This is a genomic window from Streptomyces sp. SudanB5_2050, from assembly GCF_964272335.1.
GTDB lineage: Bacteria > Actinomycetota > Actinomycetes > Streptomycetales > Streptomycetaceae > Streptomyces > Streptomyces rochei.
The window spans coordinates 5,472,490-5,489,551 of the sequence record NZ_OZ186760.1 but is presented as its reverse complement, the minus strand read 5'-3'; the positions used below and the strand labels follow the sequence as shown (position 1 = coordinate 5,489,551).

The window sequence follows — 17,062 nt, the reverse complement described above, 5'->3', positions numbered from 1 at the left end:
CTACTGCTCGTCCCACGGGATGACATGCGGCGTCCGGCATTCGGACGCCACTGTCGTCCGCGCGGCTCAGTGACCGGTGGCGCCGCCGTTGTCCCGGCGGTCGAGGGCGCGCTGGAGGGCGGCGGCCGCGTTCTTGCGGTCGGAGTCGCTCGTACGGGAGAGGTGGCGGACTCGGCGGCGGACGGTGGTCTCGGCCATGGGAATCGACTCCTTCGGCACAGCACACGGAAGGGTGCGGAGAAAGGGGATTGCGTGAGGCCGGAAGGGGCGGGGAGCGCGATGCCGCAGGGGTTGCCTGCACGGGGCCCGGCTCACGACCGCCCTTCGCTCGATCGAGCGGGACGTTCGGCTCCTACAAAACTAAGGGAGCGCGGAGCGTCTGTCTCCACAATTACTCGGACTTCCTACTATCTGAGACGGTGGCCTCGGCCACACCGCACCGACCTGCGAAAACGCCGACGGGCCAGGTCGGGTGACCTGGCCCGTCGGCGGGCGTACCGAGGGGGCGTCAGCCCATGTGCGGGTACGTGTAGTCGGTCGGGGCGACCAGCGTCTCCTTGATGGCGCGGGTCAGCGTCCAGCGCATCAGGTTCTGCGGGGCACCGGCCTTGTCGTTGGTGCCGGAGGCACGGCCGCCGCCGAAGGGCTGCTGGCCGACGACGGCGCCGGTCGACTTGTCGTTGATGTAGAAGTTGCCGGCCGCGTAGCGCAGCTTCTCCATCGTGTACGCCGCCGCAGCGCGGTCGTTGGAGATGACCGAGCCGGTGAGGGCGTAGTCGGAGACGGACTCCATCTGGGTCAGCATCTCGTCGTACTTGTCGTCCTCGTAGACGTGCACGGCGAGGATCGGGCCGAAGTACTCGGTGCGGAAGACCTCGTTCTCCGGGTCGGTGCACTCGATGACCGTCGGGCGGACGAAGTAGCCGACCGAGTCGTCGTAGGAGCCGCCGGCGACGATCGTGCAGGCGTCGTCCTCCTTGGCGCGGTCGATGGCGGCCTTGTTCTTGGCGAAGGACCGCTCGTCGATGACGGCGCCGATGAAGTTCGACAGGTCGGTGACGTCACCCATGGTGAGGTAGTCGACCTCGGCGGCGAACTCCTCCTTGAAGCCGTCGTTCCAGATGGACGCCGGGATGTACGCGCGGGAGGTGGCGCTGCACTTCTGGCCCTGGTACTCGAAGGCACCACGGGTCAGCGCGGTCTTGAGGACGGCGCGGTCGGCGCTCGGGTGGGCGACCAGGAAGTCCTTGCCGCCGGTCTCGCCGACCAGGCGCGGGTAGGTGCGGTACTTCTCGATGTTGTTGCCGACCGTCTTCCACAGGTGCTGGAAGGTCTTGGTCGAGCCGGTGAAGTGGATGCCCGCGAGGTCCCGGTGCTCCAGGGCGACCTCGGAGACCGCGATGCCGTCGCCGGTGACCAGGTTGATGACGCCCTTGGGCAGCCCGGCCTCCTCCAGCAGCTGCATCAGCAGCACGGCGGCGTGGGTCTGCGTCGGGGACGGCTTCCAGACCACCACGTTGCCCATCAGGGCCGGGGCGGTGGGCAGGTTGGCCGCGATCGCGCTGAAGTTGAAGGGCGTGATCGCGTAGACGAAGCCCTCCAGCGGACGGTGGTCCATGCGGTTCCACACGCCCGGGGAGTTGGCCGGGGGCTGCTCGGCCAGGATCTGGCGGGCGTAGTGGACGTTGAAGCGCCAGAAGTCGACCAGCTCGCAGGGGCTGTCGATCTCGGCCTGCTGGGCCGTCTTGGACTGGCCGAGCATGGTGGAGGCGGCGATGGTCTCGCGCCACGGGCCGGACAGCAGCTCGGCGGCGCGCAGGATGATCGCCGCGCGGTCGTCGAAGGACATCGCGCGCCACGCGGGGGCGGCGGCCAGGGCGGCGTCGATCGCGTCCTGGGCGTCCTGCTGGGTGGCGTTGGCGTACGTGCCCAGGCGCGCCTTGTGGTTGTGCGGCTGCACGACGTCGAAGCGCTCACCGCCGCCCATCCGCTTCACACCGCCGATGGTGCAGGGCAGGTCGATCGGGTTGTCGGCCAGCTCCTTGAGCTTGGCCTCCAGACGGGCACGCTCGGGCGAGCCGGGGGCGTAGCCGTGCACCGGCTCGTTGACGGGGGTGGGGACCTGGGTCACAGCGTCCATGGGTTCCGTTACTCCTTGACTTGAGCGGGTTGTGCGAGCGGGTGCGGGCTCAGCCCTTGCTCACCATCGAGCGGGCGAAGAACCGGAGGTTGGCCGGCTTCTCCGCCAGACGGCGCATGAAGTAGCCGTACCAGTCGGTGCCGTAGGCGGTGTACACGCGCATGCGGTGGCCCTCGGCGGCGAGCCGCAGGTGCTCGTCGCCGCGGATGCCGTACAGCATCTGGAACTCGTACTCGTCGAGCTTGCGCCCGGCGGTGCGGGCCAGCTCCTGCGCGATGGAGATCAGGCGCGGGTCGTGGGACCCGATCATCGGGTAGCCCTCGCCCTCCATCAGGGTCCGCAGGATGCGCACGTACGCCTTGTCGATCTCATGGCGCTGCTGGTAGGCGACCTCGGCGGGCTCCTTGTAGGCGCCCTTCACCAACCGTACGCGAGAGCCGTTGTCGGCGAGCCGGCGCGCGTCGGCCTCGGTGCGGAAGAGGTAGGCCTGGATGACGCAGCCGGTCTGCGGGAAGTCCTTCCGCAGCTCCTCGTGGATGGCGAACATCGAGTCGAGGGTGGTGTGGTCCTCGGCGTCGAGGGTGACGGTGGTGCCGATCGCGGCGGCGGCCTCGACGACCGGGCGGACGTTCTTCAGGGCCAGCTCGTGGCCGCCGTCCAGCGCCTGGCCGAACATCGACAGCTTCACGGACATCTCGGCGCGGGTGCCGAGGTCCAGCGGCTTGAGCCGGTCGATCAGCTCCAGGTACGCGTCGCGGGCGGCCTCGGCCTGCTCGGGGGTGGTGATGTCCTCGCCGACGACGTCCATCGTCAGCTCCAGGCCCTGGTCGGTCAGCTCCCGGATGATCGGGACGATCTGGTCGACCGTCTCGCCGGGGATGAACCGGTCGACGACCGGCTTGGTCACGGGCGCGGCGGAGACCAGCCGACGCATCCGGTCGCTGCGGGACGCGGCGAGAATCACGGGACCCAGCACGGGGCACCTCCACTTACCAACCAACACAGGGCCGCCACCCGACGTTTCGGGAACGGCACGGAGAACCACCGTGAAATCTAAGGATGACCCCGATCGTGGGCCATCGACAGCTGTCACGCATCCGTGCGGCGGATCTCAGACAGATGTATGAAGGCGGCGCACAAATGCGGCAGAATGCCCGCGTGACGTCGGATTCCAGAGGTTCCGCAGGCTCCGGGAGCACCAGTGGTGACTACCAGGAGCTGGTCGACGAGATCTCCGAGCTGCTGGGCGCCCCCGCGACCCTGGAGAACCGCGACTTCGAGCTGATCGCCTTCGGCGCCTACGACAGCGAGGGCGACCTCGACCCGTCCGCCCTGGATCCGGTGCGCACCCGCTCGATCCTGACCCGGCGCTCCACCGCGGCCGTCCGGGCCTGGTTCGAGGGCTTCGGCATCGCCCGCGCCAAGGGCCCGGTCCACATTCCGCCGACCCCCGAGGCGGGAGTCCACCGCGGACGCACCTGTCTGCCGGTACGCCATCGGGGTGTCGTCCTCGGTTATGTGTGGCTCCTGGACACCGACCCCGGACCGACCGAGCGGCAGCTGGCCGCCGCCATGGAGGTCACCGGCCGGATCGGCGCGCTGCTCGCGGACGAGGCGCAGCACGGCGCGGACCTGAGCCGGGAGCTGCGGGCGGTGCTGACCGCCGAGCGCGACTGGCAGCGGGACATGGCGGTGGCCGAGCTGCGCACCGCGCTCGGCGCCCGCGCGGACACCCCGCACGCGGTGGTGTGCGTGGCGCCCTGGCCGTCGGCCGATCCCGACGACGCCCCGTCGGTGCGCACGGTGCCGGGGGCGACGGCGCTGTGCACGGTGCCGTGGGGCACGTCGGCCCAGTCGCTGGCGCTGCTGGTGCGGCTGCGCTCGGCGGACGTGCTGACCCCGGCGGCCTCGGCGGCGGGGCGGCTGCTGGAGCGGGCACGGGGTGCGTCGGCCGGGGCCGCCCGGTCGGCGGCCGGGGCCGTGGCGGCGGCCCGGACGGGTGCGGGGGCGGCGGCGGGGGTGTCGGCCCCACGGAGCGGACTGGCGGAGCTGGGGGCGGCCTGGCGGGAGGCGTCGGCGGCGGCCCGGGCGGCTCGCGCCGAGAGCCGGTTCGCCCCGGTCGCCGAGTGGACGTCCATCGGGGCGTTCCGACTGCTGACCGAGCTGCCGGAGGGGTCGGCCCACGATCCGGCCGTGCGGGTGCTGCTCTCCCCCGCCCACCGCGAACTGGCCCGCACCGCCGAGGTCTACCTGGACTGCGCGGGTCAGGCCGGCCGCACGGCCGCCGAGCTGGGCATCCACCGCCAGACCCTGTACTACCGCCTCTCCCGCGTCGAACAGCTCACGGGACTGGACCTGGACGACGGTGAGGACCGGCTGCTGCTGCACATGGCGCTGAAGCGCGCCCGGCTGTAGCCGGGTCGGACAGGTGACGTCGCACCGGGTCCGGGTACGGCGCCGGGAGGCGCACGGAGAACGCCGGACGGACGGGAGATCCCAGTCCGTCCGGCGTCCGGGGAAGAGCCGTTCGGGGTGAACGGGTTCCGGGGGCGGCGGCTCCCGGAGGCGGTCGCTCAGACCAGGTTCACCGACCGGGCCGACGTCGCGCCGATCTCGGCCGCGACCTCCGCCAGCACCGCGGAGGGCACCGTGTCGTCGACGGTGAGCACGGCCAGCGCCTCGCCGCCGACGGTCGCGCGGGCGACCTGCATACCGGCGATGTTGATGCCGGCCTCGCCGATGACGCGGCCGACGGTGCCGACGACGCCGGGACGGTCCTCGTAGCGCAGGACGAGCATGTGGTCGGCGAGGGCCAGGTCCACGTCGTACTCGCCGACGGCGACGATCTTCTGGAGGTGCTTGGGGCCGGCCAGCGTGCCGGAGACCGACACCTCCTCGCCGTCCTGGAGGGTGCCGCGCACGGTGACCACGTTGCGGTGCTCGGGGGACTCCGAGCTGGTGGTCAGGCGGACCTCGACGCCGCGCTCCTGGGCGAAGAGCGGGGCGTTGACGTAGGACACGGTCTCGTCGACGACGTCCTCGAAGACGCCCTTGAGGGCGGACAGCTCCAGCACCTTCACGTCGTGCTGGGTGATCTCGCCGTAGACCTCGACGTCGAGGCGGACGGCGACCTCGCCGGCGAGCGCGGTGAAGATGCGGCCGAGGCGCTCGGCGAGCGGCAGACCGGGCTTGACGTCCTCGGCGATGACACCGCCCTGGACGTTGACCGCGTCGGGGACCAGCTCACCGGCGAGGGCGAGACGGACCGACTTGGCGACCGCGATGCCGGCCTTCTCCTGGGCCTCGTCGGTGGAGGCGCCGAGGTGCGGGGTGCAGACGACCTGGTCGAACTCGAAGAGCGGCGAGTCGGTGCAGGGCTCCTTGGCGTACACGTCGAGGCCGGCGCCGGCGACGCGGCCCTCCTTGAGCGCCGAGTACAGCGCCTCCTCGTCGACGATGCCGCCGCGCGCGGCGTTGACGATGCGGACGCTCGGCTTGACCTTGCGCAGCGCCTCGTCGCCGATCAGACCGAGGGTCTCGGGGGTCTTGGGGAGGTGGACGGTGATGAAGTCGGAGACCTCCAGCAGCTCGTCCAGCGACAGCACCTTGACGCCCATCTGCGCGGCGCGCGCGGGCTGCACGTAGGGGTCGTAGGCGACGACCTTCATGCCGAAGGCCGACATGCGCTGGGCGACCAGGGCGCCGATGCGGCCGAGGCCGACGACGCCGAGGGTCTTCTCGGCCAGCTCGACGCCGGTGTACTTGCTGCGCTTCCACTCGCCGTTCTTCAGCGCGGCGTTGGCCTGCGGGATGTTGCGGGCGGTGGCGACGATCAGGCCGCAGGCCAGCTCGGCGGCGGTCACGATGTTGGAGGTCGGGGCGTTGACCACCATGACGCCGGCCTTGGTGGCGGCGGAGACGTCCACGTTGTCCAGGCCGACACCGGCGCGGGCGACGACCTTGAGCTTCTTGGCGGCGGCGATGGCCTCGGCGTCGACCTTGGTGGCGGAGCGGACCAGGATCGCGTCCACGTCGGCGATGGCGGGGAGCAGCTCGGCCCGGTCAGCGCCGTTGCAGTGGCGGATCTCGAAGTCGGGGCCGAGCGCGTCCACGGTCGCGGGCGACAGCTCTTCGGCGATGAGTACGACGGGTTTCGAGCTCACGTGAGTCCTCACAAGTCCAATGCGGACGGCCGTCCCGACGGCCGCATTCGGTGTCGCTGAGCCGCGTGGAAGACGCACGACGCTGTGGGCCTGACGCGTATGTTGTGCAGCAGTCTAGTGGCGTGGCGGACGTCGTCCTGCGCCTCTGCGGAAGGATCACCCGTCCGTGGCTGGACGGGTTGGACAACGCCGTACCTCCGACGTTACCCCGGGTTCGCCGAAGGGGCCGGGGCGATGTCGCCCCGGCCCCCGGCGCTGAGGCTTACGCCTCCTCGTCGACCCAGCTCATGAGCTTGCGCAGCTCCTTGCCGGTGGTCTCCAGCAGGTGCTCGGAGTCCTGCTTCTTGTACTCGTTGTACTTCTTCAGACCGCCGTGGTACTCGTCCATCCAGTTCTTGGCGAAGGTGCCGTCCTGGATCTCGGCGAGGACCTTCTTCATCTCGGCCTTGGTGGCGTCGGTGATGATCCGCGGGCCGGTGACGTAGTCGCCCCACTCGGCGGTCTCGGAGATCGACCAGCGCATCTTCTCCAGGCCGCCCTCGTACATGAGGTCCACGATCAGCTTCAGCTCGTGCAGGCACTCGAAGTAGGCGATCTCCGGCTGGTAACCGGCCTCGGTCAGGGTCTCGAAGCCCGCCTTGACCAGCGCGGCGGTGCCACCGCACAGCACGGCCTGCTCGCCGAAGAGGTCGGTCTCGGTCTCCTCGGTGAAGGTCGTCTTGATGACGCCGGCGCGGGTGCCGCCGATGCCCTTCGCGTACGACAGGGCCAGCGCGAAGGCGTTGCCGGAGGCGTCCTGCTCGACGGCGGCGATGCAGGGAACGCCGCGGCCCTCCTCGTACTGACGGCGCACCAGGTGGCCCGGGCCCTTGGGGGCGACCATGCAGACGTCCACGCCGGCCGGGGGCTTGATGAAGCCGTAGCGGATGTTCAGGCCGTGACCGAAGAACAGGGCGTCGCCGTCCTTCAGGTTGTCCTTGATGTCCTTCTCGTAGACCTCGGCCTGGATGGGGTCCGGGACCAGGATCATGATGACGTCGGCCTCGGCGGCGGCCTCGGACGGGCTCACCACGCGCAGGCCCTGCTCCTCGGCCTTGGCCTTGGACTTGGAGCCCTCGTGCAGACCGACGCGCACGTCGACGCCGGAGTCGCGCAGCGACAGGGCGTGGGCGTGGCCCTGGCTGCCGTACCCGATGACCGCGACCTTGCGGCCCTGGATGATGGACAGGTCGGCGTCGGCGTCGTAGAACAGCTCGGCCACTGGGTTCTCTCCTTGAGTGCAGGTGTTGCGTCCCACCGTATGCCGGTGGGGGGAAGGGAAGTTTCGGGGTCTCGGAATGCGGGCGGCCGGCGGGACCGCGGCCGCCCGTTTCCGTCGGTATGCGGACCGTTTTCCGCTGTTACGCGGACCGGTCGAGTGCGCGCAGCGAGCGGTCCGTGATCGAACGGGCGCCGCGGCCGATGGCGATCGTGCCGGACTGGACGAGTTCCTTGATGCCGTACGGTTCCAGCATCCGGAGCATGGCCGACAGTTTGTCGCTGCTGCCGGTGGCCTCGATGGTGACGGCCTCCGGGGAGACGTCGACGGTCTTGGCGCGGAAGAGCTGGACGATCTCGACGATCTGGGAACGCGTCTCGTTGTCGGAGCGCACCTTCACCAGAACGAGTTCGCGCTGGACGGCCTGGGTGGGCTCCAGCTCGACGATCTTGAGCACGTTCACCAGCTTGTTGAGCTGCTTGGTGACCTGCTCCAGCGGGAAGTCCTCGACGCTCACCACGATGGTGATGCGGGAGATGTCGGGGTGCTCGGTGACGCCGACGGCGAGGGAGTCGATGTTGAAGCCGCGGCGGGAGAAGAGGGCGGTGATCCGCGCCAGGACGCCGGGGGTGTTCTCCACCAGGACGGAGAGCGTGTGCTTGGACATGGTCTCTTCGGTCTCTCTCGCTCAGTCGTCTTCGTTGTCGCCGAAGTCGGGGCGGACGTCCCGGGCGGCCATGATCTCGTCGTTGGAGGTGCCGGCGGCGACCATCGGCCAGACCATCGCGTCCTCGTGGACGATGAAGTCGACGACGACGGGGCGGTCGTTGATGGAGTTGGCCTCCTCGATGACCTTGTCGAGGTCGGCCGGGTCCTCGCAGCGGATGGCGTAGCAGCCCATGGCCTCCGACAGCTTGACGAAGTCGGGGACCCGGGTGCCGCGGGCCTCCGGGTTGACGTCGTCCGGGCCGGAGTGCAGCACGGTGTTGGAGTACCGCTGGTTGTAGAACAGGGTCTGCCACTGGCGGACCATCCCGAGGGCGCCGTTGTTGATGACGGCGACCTTGATCGGGATGTTGTTCAGGGCGCAGGTGGTCAGTTCCTGGTTGGTCATCTGGAAGCAGCCGTCGCCGTCGATCGCCCAGACGGTCCGGTCGGGGACGCCGGCCTTGGCACCCATGGCGGCCGGGACGGCGTAGCCCATGGTTCCGGCGCCGCCGGAGTTCAGCCAGGTGGCGGGCTGCTCGTACTGGACGAAGTGCGCGGCCCACATCTGGTGCTGGCCGACGCCGGCCGCGAAGACCGTGCCCTCGGGGGCGAGCTGCCCGATGCGCTCGATGACCGCCTGCGGGGAGAGCGACCCGTCCTCCGGCTGGTCGTAGCCGAGGGGGTAGGTGTCGCGCCAGCGGCTGAGGTCCTTCCACCAGGCGCTGTAGTCGCCCGTGTTGCCCTCGCTGTGCTCCTTCTGGACGGCCTGCACGAGGTCGGCGATGACCTCGCGGGCGTCGCCCACGATCGGCACGTCGGCGGCGCGGTTCTTGCCGATCTCGGCCGGGTCGATGTCGGCGTGGACGATCTTGGCGTACGGGGCGAAGCTGTCCAGTTTGCCGGTGACGCGGTCGTCGAAGCGGGCGCCGAGGGCGACGATCAGGTCGGCCTTCTGCAGCGCGGTGACGGCGGTGACCGCACCGTGCATGCCCGGCATCCCCACGTGCAGCGGGTGGCTGTCGGGGAACGCGCCGAGCGCCATCAGCGTGGTGGTGACGGGCGCTCCGGTGAGTTCGGCAAGGACCTTCAGCTCGGCGGTGGCCTGCGCCTTGAGGACGCCGCCGCCGACGTAGAGGACCGGCCGCTTGGCGGCGGTGATGAGCTTGGCGGCCTCGCGGATCTGCTTGGCGTGCGGCTTGGTGACCGGGCGGTAGCCGGGCAGGTCCATCACCGGCGGCCAGGAGAAGGTGGTCTTCTTCTGGAGGATGTCCTTGGGGATGTCGACCAGGACCGGGCCGGGGCGGCCGGTGGAGGCGATGTGGAACGCCTGCGCGATCACCCGGGGGATGTCCTCGGCCTTGGTGACCAGGAAGCTGTGCTTGGTGACCGGCATGGTGATGCCGACGATGTCCGCCTCCTGGAAGGCGTCCGTGCCGATCGCGGAGGACACCACCTGGCCGGTGATCGCGACCAGCGGCACGGAGTCCATGTGCGCGTCGGCGATCGGGGTGACCAGGTTGGTGGCGCCGGGGCCGGAGGTCGCCATGCAGACGCCCACCTTGCCGGTGGCCTGCGCGTAGCCGGTGGCCGCGTGGCCGGCGCCCTGCTCGTGGCGGACCAGGACGTGGCGCACCTTGGTGGAGTCCATCAGCGGGTCGTACGCCGGGAGGATGGTGCCGCCGGGAATGCCGAATACCGTGTCGACTCCGACCTCCTCGAGGGAGCGGATGAGGGACTGCGCGCCCGTGACGTGCTCGGGGGCGGACTGTCCTCCGGATCGGGGCCGGGGCTGCGGGTGATGGGCCCCGGTGGCCTGCTCGGTCATCGGCATTCTCTTCTCGATGCTGAGGGTTGACGCTGAGGGTTCTGCGAGGTTTCGGGCGGTGTGTGGCTGTTGCCCAGGGGTGCTGGTGCAACAAAAAACCCCTCGTGCCGTAAGGCAAGCGAGGGGAGCGCGCCGGGTGTGGGTCGCGGGGAGTCCGGGGTCGGTCCGGACGTCACCTGCTCAGCCGACGCGCTTTCCAAGTACGAGAATTCGGGTGCGCATGGCACTGACCCTCCACCCGGCACGCACCCACTGTCAAGTGGGTGGGACGGGAGTCTCATTATGTGAGCGAAGGGCCGTGCCACCATGCAGGACGGCGGGCAGACTCGCCGTGACACCGCCCGCGAAGACGGGCTCGGCCGGTCCGTGCGGGACCGGGTAGTGGCCGGTCCCGAGCGCTCTGCGCAGCCGGTACTCGTCCAGCGGACCGGAGAACGCCATGCCCTGCCCGTGCGTACAGCCCATCGCGCGCAGGGCGACGATCTGCTCGGGCAGGTCCACCCCGTCGGCCACGGACTTCAGCCCCAGGTCGGTGGCGATGCGCAGCAGCCCACTGGTGATCTTGTGCAGCCGCGCCGACTCCACGACGCCCTCGACCAGGCCGCGGTCGAGCTTGAGGACGTCCACGGGCAGCCGCCGCAGCGCGGTGATCGCCGCGTAGCCGCTGCCGAAGCCGTCCAGGGCGACGCGGATGCCGACCCTGCGCAGGGCGTTGAGCCGGCGGTCCAGCTCGTCCAGGCCGACCCGTGGGTCGATGTCCGACAGCTCGATCACCAGAGCACCGGGAGGCAGCCCGTGTCTGGTCAGCAGGGCCTCCACGGTCCCCAGCGGCATGGAGCGGTCCAGCAGGCGGCGGGCGCCGATCCGTATGGCCACCGCCACCGGGAGTCCGGCCGCCGCGCGCTCGGCGGCCTGCTCCACGGCCTCCTGGAGCACCCAGCGGTCCAGCTCGGCGGTCTTGTCGCCGTCCTCGCTCACCCGCAGGAACTCGGCGGGTGTGAACAGCACCCCCTGGGAGGAGCGCCAGCGCGGCTGGGCGCAGACCGACGTGATCCGGCCGTCCGTCAGGGAGACCACCGGCTGGTGCAGCAGCGCGAACTCCCCGTCCTGCAGCGCGGCCCGCAGACGCGTGGCCAGCTCGGCCTTGCGTACGACGTCCTGCTGCATCTGCGGTCTGTACAGCTCGACCCGTCCCTTGCCGCCGGCCTTGGCGCGGTACATCGCGAGGTCGGCGTTGCGCAGCAACTCGCCGGCGCCGAGACCGGGTTCGGCGAAGGCGACGCCGATGGAGGCGTTGACCCGGACGTCGTTCCCGTCGATGAGGTAGGGCTGCGAGAGGGTGTTCCTGAGACGGTCGGCGAGTTCCAGGATGTGCCGCTCGCGGGCCGGCCGCTCCCGGGCGGCGCCCTCTCCGACGATCAGGGCCGCGAACTCGTCGCCGCCCAGCCGGGAGGCGGTGTCGCCCTTGCGGACGGCCTCCTGGAGTCTGCGGGCGGCCTGGACCAGCAGCTCGTCGCCGGCCTGGTGCCCGATGGTGTCGTTGACGCCCTTGAAGCCGTCGAGGTCGATGAAGAGCACCGCCGTGCCGCGCAGGGCGGCGCCCCGGTCGGAGGCGCGGCGGCCGGACAGGGCCTGCTGGACGCGCCGGGTGAACAGGGCCCGGTTGGGCAGGTCGGTGAGCGGATCGTGTTCGGCGTTGTGCTGGAGCTGCGCCTGCAGTCGCACTCTCTCCGTCACGTCCCGGCTGTTGAAGATCAGGCCGCCGTGATGGCGGTTGACGGTGGACTCCACGTTGAGCCAGCCGCCCTCCCCCGAGCGGAAACGGCACTCGATGCGGGTGGTGGGCTCCTCGACCGGGCTGGCGGCGAGGAATCGGCGCACCTCGTGCACCACGCAGCCGAGGTCCTCCGGGTGGATCAGCCCGGCCAGCTCGCTGCCGACCAGTTCCTCGGCCGGGCGTCCGTAGACCCCGGCGGCGGCCGGGGAGACGTAGCGGAGGATGCCGTTGGGCGCGGCGATCATGATGACGTCGCTGGAGCCCTGGACCAGGGAGCGGAAGTGGTTCTCCTTCTGGGCCAGTTCCTGGGTGAGGGTGATGTTGTCGAGCAGCATGATGCCCTGGCGCACGACCAGGGCGAGCACCACGGTGCCGCCGGTCAGCAGCACCACACGGTCGACGCTGCGGCCGTTGAGGACGTTGTAGAGGATGCCCAGCGTGCACACGGCGGCGGCGAGGTACGGCGTGAGTGCGGCCAGCGAACCGGCGATGGGCCGGGCGGCCGGGTACCGCCCGCGCTCGCCCCCGGGGCCCGCCCCCGGCGCGGACCCGGGCACGGCCGGCGGCGCCGGGGGGTGGCCGGTGGAGCCGCGCTGTCCGGGCACGTGCTCGCGCACCACGCGGGTGTGCCCGCCGGTCCGCTCCTCGTCCGCCGCCCGACCGTGCCGGGAGGCGGCCCACGGGGCGTAGGCGAGCAGCAGCGATCCGGCGAACCAGCCCGCGTCGAGCAGTTGCCCGGAGCGGTAGCTGTTGTGCAGCAGGGGCGAGGTGAACAGGGCGTCGCACATCACCGTCAGAGCGAGTGCCCCGATGGCGGTGTTGACGGCGGAGCGGCACACCGGCGAGCGCCGGAAGTGCAGCGCGAGCACCATGCTGACGAGCGCGATGTCGAGCAGCGGGTAGGCGACCGAGAGCGCGGTCTCCGCCACGCTGGCACCGGCACCGGCCTTCGCCGCCTGGGCCAGCGCCAGGCTCCACGCCAGGGTCAGCAGCGAACCGCCGATCAGCCAGGCGTCGAGGCCCAGGCAGATCCAGCCCGCCTTCGTCACCGGCCGTTTGGCCAGCACCAGCAGGCCCACGATGGCGGGCGGCGCGAAGCAGAGGAAGAACAGGTCCGCGTAGCTGGGGCTGGGCACGGGCTGCCGCAGCACGACCTCGTACCACCCCCAGACGGCGTTGCCCAGGGAGGCCATCGCCGAGGAGAGGGCGAACAGCAGCCAGGCGGGCCGGAAACGGACGCGACGTCTGCGGGCGTAGACGAAGCAGGAGACGGCGGCGGCCCCCGCTGCGGCGCTCAGCCCGAAGTCGCCCATGATCTTGGCGAGGTGGTCCGAACCCCAGCCGAACGCGGAACCGACGGCGTATCCCGCGCAGACCAGGGCCAGGACGAGCTGGCGGACCAGGGCCGGTCCACCGGCGGCGGACGACGGCCGGTAGGACACCGGTCCGGGCGCGGGCTGCGTGCGCAGCGCTCCGTCCAGCGTGGGTACGGGAGTCGGCGGGCTCACCGGGGCCTCCCGGTCCGCGCCGCTCCGGTGTCCCGCGGGCCGCGCTGTGCCGGGTGCGCCTGCTTCCTGCGGCCGCCGGGGCGGCGCTGGTGAGGACACGACCGGACGTGCCGGCCGGACCTGTCCCGTCGGCATGTCGTCGTGGTCGTGCGCCAGGGTCGTCGGCGGCGGCTCCGCCGCGTCGGGTCGTTCGTCCATAGGCCGTGCATCGCCCGTCGCCCCCCTCACAGTCTGAGATCCATCCCCGGCGCCGACCGGTGCGCGGCGCGTCCCCTGTCGGACGATACACCAGGATGGTCACTCAGGGACATAGGTTCTCTACGCTCCGTGACGACCAGCGGATATGCCCGTACCCACCGCGTCCGGAAGGTCGCGGAGGGTACCCGAAGCGGATTACGCGCCCGTCGTCAGGATCACGTTGCGCAACGGCTCCCGGTTCACGAAACGGCTCAACTGGTCCACCAGCAGCCGCTTGGCGCGCGGCAGGAAGGCGGAGGTCGGGCCTCCGGCGTGGGGGCTGACGAGTACGCCCGGAGCGTGCCACAGCGGGTGGCCCGGCGGCAGCGGTTCGGGGTCGGTCACGTCGAGGGCGGCGGTGATGCGTCCGCTCTCCAGTTCGGTGAGCAACGCCTTCGTGTCCACGACCGGGCCCCGCGCGACGTTGACGAGCAGGGCGCCGTCCTTCATCCGGGCCAGGAACTCCGCGTCGACCAGTCCGCGGGTCTCCTCGGTGAGCGGTGTGGACAGGACGACGACGTCCGCCTCCGGGAGCAGGGCGGGCAGTTCGGTGAGCGGGTGCACCGGGCCGCGCGCCGTGGTGCGGGCGGAGCGCGCGACGCGCACGACCGGCGCGACCTCGAACGGCACGAGCCGGTCCTCGATCGCGGCGCCGATCGAGCCGTAGCCGACGATGAGCACCTTGCGGTCGGCGAGCGCGGGCCGGAAGCCGCCCAGCCACTCCCCCCGGTCCTGCGCCCGGACGAAGTCGGGGACGCCGCGCAGGGAGGCGAGGATCAGGGCCAGGGTGAGTTCCGCGGTGCTGGCCTCGTGCACGCCGCGGGCGTTGCACAGCCGCACGCCCGCGGGCAGGTGCGGCAGTCCGGGCTCCACGTGGTCGATGCCGGCGGAGAGGGTCTGGACGACCTGGACGGAGCGCATCTCGGGCAGCGGGCGGGTGCCGACACCGCTGGGCTTCATGTAGGGGACGACGTAGTACGCGCAGTCGGCCGGGTCGGCGGGGAAGGTCTCCTCGCCGTTCCAGTAGCGGTAGGCGGGGCCCTCGGGGAGGCCCTCGATCTCGTCCGGCGGGATGGGCAGCCACACGTCAGCAGTCATGGTCAGGAGGCTATGTCAGGGGTGCGGAAGGGCAGAGGTTAGGTTGGGTGACCTGACGAGGGAGGGTCACGACCGGTGGAGCGCAGGACGATCGGCGCGACGGCACTCGCGGTGGGGGCCGTCGGACTGGGGTGCATGCCGATGAACTGGGCGTACAGCGCCTCCCGGCAGCGGGGCGAGGAGTCGGTGAGGGCGGTGCACCGGGCCCTGGACCTGGGCGTCTCCCTGCTGGACACGGCGGACATGTACGGCCCGTTCACCAACGAGCTCCTGCTGGGACGGGTGTTGAAGGAGCGGCGGTCGGACGCCTTCGTGTCGACCAAGGTCGGGCTGCTGGTCGGCGACCAGCACATCGTGGCCAACGGCCGCCCCGGATACGTGAAACGCGCTTGCGACGCCTCCCTGCGTCGCCTCCAGACGGACGTCATCGACCTCTACCAGCTGCACCGCGCCGACCCCGAGGTGCCGGTCGAGGAGACCTGGGGGGCGATGGCGGAGCTGGTGCGGGCCGGGAAGGTGCGCGCCCTCGGGCTCTGCGCGGTCGGCGCGCGGTCGGCCCGGCGGCCGGGCGCGCGTCTGCACGACGCGACGGTGCGGCAGTTGGAGCGGGTGCAGCAGGTGTTCCCGGTGAGCGCGGTCGAGGCCGAGCTGTCGGTGTGGTCGCCGGAGGCGCTGCGGACGCTGCTGCCGTGGTGCGTCTCGCGCGGCGTCGGCTTCCTCGCCGCGATGCCGCTCGGGAACGGCTTCCTGACCGGCACGCTCACGCCCGGTCAGGGCTTCGAGCCCGAGGACCTGCGCGCCCGGCACCCCCGCTTCACCGCCGAGATGATGGCCGCCAACCAGCCGATCGTGGCGGGTCTGCGCCGGATCGCGGCCCGGCACGGGGACGCGGTCACGCCGGCGCAGGTCGCGCTGGCCTGGGTGCTGGCGCAGGGACCGCACGTGGTGCCGGTGCCGGGCACCAAGCAGGAGCGCTGGGTGAGCGAGAACGCGTCGGCGGCCGGTCTGCGGCTGACCGAGCAGGACCTGGCGGAGGTGCGCGGGCTGCCGGCGGCCCAGGGGTCGTGGGAGTAGGACGCGCGGTCACCGGTTCGGGATTCGGCGTTCGGGAACTCGGAGGGCGCCCGCGGTGTATGACAAGGAGAACCCGCCGCGTCGAAGGGACCCTGTCGACCCATGATCGTGCAACGACGAGTCGTGTCGGCCGTGACGGCCGCCGCCGCCCTGCTGCTGACGGCCGGCTGCTCCTCCGACGGCGGTCAGCCGTCGGGTGCGGACGGCAGCCCCTCCCCGAGCAGCACGGCGGCGCAGTCGCCTTCCGGCTCGGCCGCCGAGCAGACCCCGCCCGCGAAGGGCTCCGTGAAGGTGGTCCGCACCGTCGCCACCGGGTTGAAGAGCCCCTGGGGGCTGGCCCCGCTGCCCGGCGGCGGGCTGCTGGTCTCCTCCCGCGACGAGGCCACGATCACCCGGGTCGACGAGAAGACCGGCGAGAAGACGGAGCTGGGCGAGGTGCCCGGAGTGGCCGCGTCCGGCGAGGGCGGTCTGCTCGGCATCGCGCTCTCCCCCGACTACGCCTCGGACCACATGGTCTACGCGTACTTCACCTCCGCCTCGGACAACCGGATCGTACGCATGCGGTACGACGAGAAGAAGCCGTCCGGCGAGCAGCTGGGTGAGCCGGACACGGTCTTCCGGGGCATCCCCAAGGGAGTGATCCACAACGGCGGACGGATCGCCTTCGGTCCCGACGGGATGCTGTACGCGGGCACCGGCGAGAGCGGCGACACGGGCCTGTCCCAGGACAAGGAGTCCCTGGGCGGCAAGATCCTGCGGATGACCCCGGACGGCGAGCCGGCTCCGGGCAACCCCTTCCCCGACTCCGTCGTGTACTCGTACGGCCATCGGAACGTGCAGGGGCTGGCCTGGGACGACCGGCAGCGGCTGTTCGCCTCGGAGTTCGGGCAGGAGACCTGGGACGAGCTGAACGCGATCAAGCCCGGCGACAACTACGGCTGGCCCGAGGCCGAGGGCGAGGGCGGCGGCTCCGGCTTCCACGATCCGCTCGCCCAGTGGAGCACCGACGAGGCGTCCCCGAGCGGTATCGCCTTCGCCGGGGGTTCGGTGTGGATGGCGGGCCTGCGCGGTGAGCGGCTGTGGCGGGTGCCGCTGAAGGGGACGGAGGCCGCGGCCGACCCGCAGGCCTTCCTGGAGGGCGAGTACGGGCGGCTGCGCACGGTGGTCGCGGCGGGCGGCGACCGGCTGTGGCTGGTGACCAGCAACACGGACGGCCGGGGCGACGCGAAGGGCGACGACGACCGCGTCCTGGAACTGCGGGTCACCTGACGGGT

12 protein-coding genes are annotated in these 17,062 nt (G+C 71.3%); 3 read left to right on the top strand and 9 right to left on the bottom strand.

All coding sequences use genetic code 11. The features are described 5' to 3' along the window. Nucleotides 1–66: 66 nt before the first annotated feature. The 3 genes from ACFZP7_RS24575 to ACFZP7_RS24565 form a co-directional block, all read right to left on the bottom strand. Complete coding sequence (locus tag ACFZP7_RS24575; RefSeq protein WP_007444772.1) at nt 67–198, bottom strand: hypothetical protein; 132 nt, start codon at nt 196–198, stop codon at nt 67–69. A 310-nt stretch (nt 199–508) separates the two neighbouring features. Further along, on the bottom strand, nt 509–2,140 hold the full coding sequence (gene pruA / locus ACFZP7_RS24570; protein ID WP_223780560.1) for an L-glutamate gamma-semialdehyde dehydrogenase: 1,632 nt from the start codon (nt 2,138–2,140) through the stop codon (nt 509–511). A gap of 49 nt (nt 2,141–2,189) precedes the next feature. Further along, nucleotides 2,190–3,116 (bottom strand): proline dehydrogenase family protein, encoded by a 927-nt coding sequence (locus ACFZP7_RS24565; RefSeq protein WP_019329772.1) that lies wholly within the window; start codon nt 3,114–3,116, stop codon nt 2,190–2,192. A gap of 164 nt (nt 3,117–3,280) precedes the next feature. Between ACFZP7_RS24565 and ACFZP7_RS24560 the strand changes: the two genes are divergently transcribed. Further along, a complete protein-coding gene (locus ACFZP7_RS24560; protein ID WP_385635730.1) occupies nt 3,281–4,555 on the top strand; it encodes a PucR family transcriptional regulator in 1,275 nt (424 codons plus the stop codon). Between the two features lie 158 nt (nt 4,556–4,713). Here the strand turns inward: ACFZP7_RS24560 and serA are convergent, their stop codons facing one another. The 6 genes from serA to ACFZP7_RS24530 form a co-directional block, all read right to left on the bottom strand. Then, entirely contained in the window at nt 4,714–6,303 is a 1,590-nt protein-coding gene (serA, locus tag ACFZP7_RS24555; protein ID WP_019329770.1) for a phosphoglycerate dehydrogenase, read from the bottom strand. 262 nt (nt 6,304–6,565) lie between these two features. Further along, nucleotides 6,566–7,564: a ketol-acid reductoisomerase gene (gene ilvC / locus ACFZP7_RS24550; protein WP_019329769.1), complete on the bottom strand. Its 999-nt coding sequence runs from the start codon at nt 7,562–7,564 to the stop codon at nt 6,566–6,568. Between the two features lie 139 nt (nt 7,565–7,703). Then, entirely contained in the window at nt 7,704–8,228 is a 525-nt protein-coding gene (gene ilvN, locus ACFZP7_RS24545; RefSeq protein WP_019329768.1) for an acetolactate synthase small subunit, read from the bottom strand. 21 nt (nt 8,229–8,249) lie between these two features. Beyond that, nucleotides 8,250–10,094, bottom strand: coding sequence for an acetolactate synthase large subunit (locus ACFZP7_RS24540; RefSeq protein ID WP_029394301.1), 1,845 nt, complete (start codon nt 10,092–10,094; stop codon nt 8,250–8,252). Nucleotides 10,095–10,349: 255 nt separating this feature from the next. Then, nucleotides 10,350–13,379 (bottom strand): putative bifunctional diguanylate cyclase/phosphodiesterase, encoded by a 3,030-nt coding sequence (locus tag ACFZP7_RS24535; RefSeq protein WP_385635727.1) that lies wholly within the window; start codon nt 13,377–13,379, stop codon nt 10,350–10,352. Between the two features lie 393 nt (nt 13,380–13,772). Continuing rightward, nucleotides 13,773–14,714 (bottom strand): 2-hydroxyacid dehydrogenase, encoded by a 942-nt coding sequence (locus tag ACFZP7_RS24530; protein ID WP_193516808.1) that lies wholly within the window; start codon nt 14,712–14,714, stop codon nt 13,773–13,775. Nucleotides 14,715–14,789: 75 nt separating this feature from the next. Here ACFZP7_RS24530 and ACFZP7_RS24525 point away from each other — a divergent pair, with 75 nt between their 5' ends. Beyond that, nucleotides 14,790–15,788 carry an aldo/keto reductase gene (locus ACFZP7_RS24525; protein ID WP_019329764.1) on the top strand — a complete coding sequence of 333 codons (999 nt, stop codon included), beginning with the start codon at nt 14,790–14,792 and terminating at the stop codon, nt 15,786–15,788. A 102-nt stretch (nt 15,789–15,890) separates the two neighbouring features. Beyond that, entirely contained in the window at nt 15,891–17,057 is a 1,167-nt protein-coding gene (locus ACFZP7_RS24520; protein WP_078855222.1) for a sorbosone dehydrogenase family protein, read from the top strand. Nucleotides 17,058–17,062: the final 5 nt, after the last annotated feature.

Bases quoted from the DNA above. Each gene is read 5' to 3' on its own strand.
- ACFZP7_RS24575 (WP_007444772.1), bottom strand. From the start codon at position 198: ATGGCCGAGACCACCGTCCGCCGCCGAGTCCGCCACCTCTCCCGTACG.
- pruA (WP_223780560.1), bottom strand. From the start codon at position 2,140: ATGGACGCTGTGACCCAGGTCCCCACCCCCGTCAACGAGCCGGTGCAC.
- ACFZP7_RS24560 (WP_385635730.1), top strand. From the start codon at position 3,281: ATGCGGCAGAATGCCCGCGTGACGTCGGATTCCAGAGGTTCCGCAGGC.
- ilvN (WP_019329768.1), bottom strand. From the start codon at position 8,228: ATGTCCAAGCACACGCTCTCCGTCCTGGTGGAGAACACCCCCGGCGTC.
- ACFZP7_RS24540 (WP_029394301.1), bottom strand. From the start codon at position 10,094: ATGACCGAGCAGGCCACCGGGGCCCATCACCCGCAGCCCCGGCCCCGA.
- ACFZP7_RS24530 (WP_193516808.1), bottom strand. From the start codon at position 14,714: ATGACTGCTGACGTGTGGCTGCCCATCCCGCCGGACGAGATCGAGGGC.
- ACFZP7_RS24520 (WP_078855222.1), top strand. From the start codon at position 15,891: ATGATCGTGCAACGACGAGTCGTGTCGGCCGTGACGGCCGCCGCCGCC.